This is a genomic window from Faecalicatena contorta (genome assembly GCF_003149105.1).
Classification (GTDB): Bacteria; Bacillota; Clostridia; order Lachnospirales; family Lachnospiraceae; genus Muricomes; species Muricomes contortus_C.
The window spans coordinates 1-2,658 of the sequence record NZ_QGDS01000032.1 but is presented as its reverse complement, the minus strand read 5'-3'; the positions used below and the strand labels follow the sequence as shown (position 1 = coordinate 2,658).

3 protein-coding genes are annotated in these 2,658 nt (G+C 41.6%); all 3 read right to left on the bottom strand.

The features are described 5' to 3' along the window. Nucleotides 1-140: 140 nt before the first annotated feature. The gene (locus A8805_RS21860; protein WP_242992552.1) at nucleotides 141-1,256 is read right to left on the bottom strand and encodes an NlpC/P60 family protein; all 1,116 of its coding nucleotides are present in this window, start codon (nucleotides 1,254-1,256) and stop codon (nucleotides 141-143) included. A gap of 278 nt (nucleotides 1,257-1,534) precedes the next feature. Then, a complete protein-coding gene (locus tag A8805_RS21855) occupies nucleotides 1,535-2,212 on the bottom strand; it encodes a hypothetical protein (RefSeq protein ID WP_109714817.1) in 678 nt (225 codons plus the stop codon). A 14-nt stretch (nucleotides 2,213-2,226) separates the two neighbouring features. Then, nucleotides 2,227-2,640: a hypothetical protein gene (locus tag A8805_RS21850; RefSeq protein ID WP_242992550.1), complete on the bottom strand. Its 414-nt coding sequence runs from the start codon at nucleotides 2,638-2,640 to the stop codon at nucleotides 2,227-2,229. Between the last annotated feature and the right edge of the window lie 18 nt (nucleotides 2,641-2,658).

Here is a 2,658-nt window from a genome sequence, read left to right as displayed (position 1 = left end):
CCCACAACACCCTTGCCATTGGCTATGTCCTTCCTACTACCAGGCGGACTCGGGACTCACACCCGTTGAAACGTGCGCCCGCCGGGCGCACTATAAAAAGAATCCCGCATTTTGCGGGATTCTTTGTTATATTCATATTCTTACCAATATCTTACATATACAGAAGCACGCACTGCACTAACACAAATCGTTGTTCCTGGCTGCTGCGCCTCAATCATCTGGCCGCCGCCTATGTAAATTGCTACATGTCCTGGTGTCCAGGCAATGTCTCCTGGCTGTGGATCATAAACCACCCGCCCGCCATTAAGCTGAGCCGTATCCACACGTCCAATAGAAATTCCAGCCTGAGCATGACACCACTGTGTCAGTCCTGAACAGTCAAGCCCCTGATACGGTGTTGTACCGCCCCATACATAAGGAACTCCAATCTGTGTCCACGCTGCATTTACAATTGTTTGAGCTGCACTTGTATTTCCTGAACCGCCTCCATCTGAAACAGGCGGTGGGCTTGGTACGCTTGGAGTATTCGGTGTTTCCGGACTTGTAGGTACATTGCCTCCTCCGCTTTCTCCACCATCATCCCGTGCTGCTGCCTCTGCTTCTGCGGCTGCTCTGGCCACTCTTTGCCTTTCCGCCTCTTCTTCAGCTGCCTTTCTTGCTGCTTCCTGAATCTGTTCATCCAGGTTTGCTATTTCCGCACTCTTATTTTCAATCGTAGTGTTCAGTTCTGTCTGCTGGTTCTCATACTCTGTCTGCATTTCTTCCAGCTTGTTCATATCGCTTTCCAAAGCTGTCTTTAAATCTTCGACTTCGTGTACAGTCTCTACATATTGTTCTAACATATCACGGTCGTAGCTATGTATTTTCTGAACATATTCTGCCTGGCTCAGCATCTCCGCGATACTTCCCGAACCTAATATTCTTTCCAGTGCGGAGCCGTCACCTTCTTCATACATATATTTAATACGAAGCTTCATGTCTTCGTACTGTTGTTTCTCTTTTTCCTGGGCATCCTTCAATTGCTTCTCAGCTTTGGTGATTTCCTCGCCTTTCGAAATCAACTCGCTCTGCAATTCTGTCATTTTAGACATCAAAGTTGATAATTGTGACTGCAGACTGTTTACTTCACTCTGCGCCTCTTTTTTCTGAGTTTCCAAGCTTGCCGAACCCGTAGGCGCTGCAAGTACCGGTACTGTTATCATAGAACATGTCAAAGCAGTTGCTGCAAGCACATTAAGCACTTTTTTCATCTTCATATCGTTTACCCATCCTTATTTTATTATTATCTATGTCCCCACATATATGTTTTACTATACAATATTCTACGGCATTTTTCAACAGGATATCTCAAAAATATGTAAAATCATTGCACATAAATATAATATGGGCCTCAAGGTTTACTCTCTATTGTTATACATAATGGATTATAACGGATGAACGGCAAAAATGCAATACCTTTTTAACATTTCCGTAATATTTCAGAAATTTATTATTATTGGTCCAAATTCCAGGATTCGATATTAATTTCCTTATTTCACAACTCTACCTCCTGCTGGTAAACTGCCCTGAACTCTAAATTCTCGCTGGCTCTAAGGGCACCGATATTTTCTTCGTCATATAAGATTCCAAGCCCATTTATCGGCTTTATCATTCTCCAACCGCAGAAAGTACGGCCTTCCCGCTTCATACTGTTTTTGGGGAGCATTGCGGCATTCAGATTGTCGCCGCTATGAACATTGACTTGTTTTATTACATATTCATACTCAGATTCCTCTTTGCCGATTTCCTTCGGCACCCAAAAGGAAACCTGATAAAAGGCTGTCTCCTCTTCTTCAAAATCTTCCAATATCACCGTTTTTCGGCAGGATATCTCTCCATGCCCGATAATCTGCTTATATCTTTCTTCCACACGGACATCCAGCAGCCCCTTTTCCGCATCCATGCCCAGTATTTCAATGGTAAAATCAGAGTTACTTGTTGTTTTCATAAGAAAACCCTGAATAAAATCTGCCGCAAGTTCGTCCGTTTTGGCTGAGTCATCTATATGATATACCGGATGAACCGTCAAAATTTTCATAGACTGCTCCATAGCCTCACCCAGACTGCTTTCCAATTCATTTTTCCGTATAGCTTTATTCTCTGCCGCCTGAATGGACACTCCGGAAAACACAAGTATTACAACCATGAAAATTACAATAACAGCATTTCTCATACTTTCTCCTTTTCTTACCGCGCATATCCCGCAATCTGATGCTCTAAAAATAAGTTTAATACAGGAAGGGTATAGTCATATGTCAAAGTAACTTTTGCATATTTTTCATTTTTCGTACTAATAAGTGGTTCAATTACTAAATCTGTATATCCATTTTCCAATGCTTTCCTTTTACAGCTCTGAATCACTACTTCTGAAAAATCACCGGCTTCTACTTCCGCAACTATTGTAGAATGATAGTTCTGTGCTTTCTGCGTATTTAAAGATGCCATAATATAAGCTGCACTTAAAACTGCCATGAACGCAATCATAATCATTCCCATCATTGTCTCAACTGCACCTTTCATTTCCTCTTGTATGATATATTTGTAACTAAATACATCAATACTCTCCTTTCGCTTTAACTTTGTTATAATCAATAGTAACACTGTGGACTTTTTATTTTA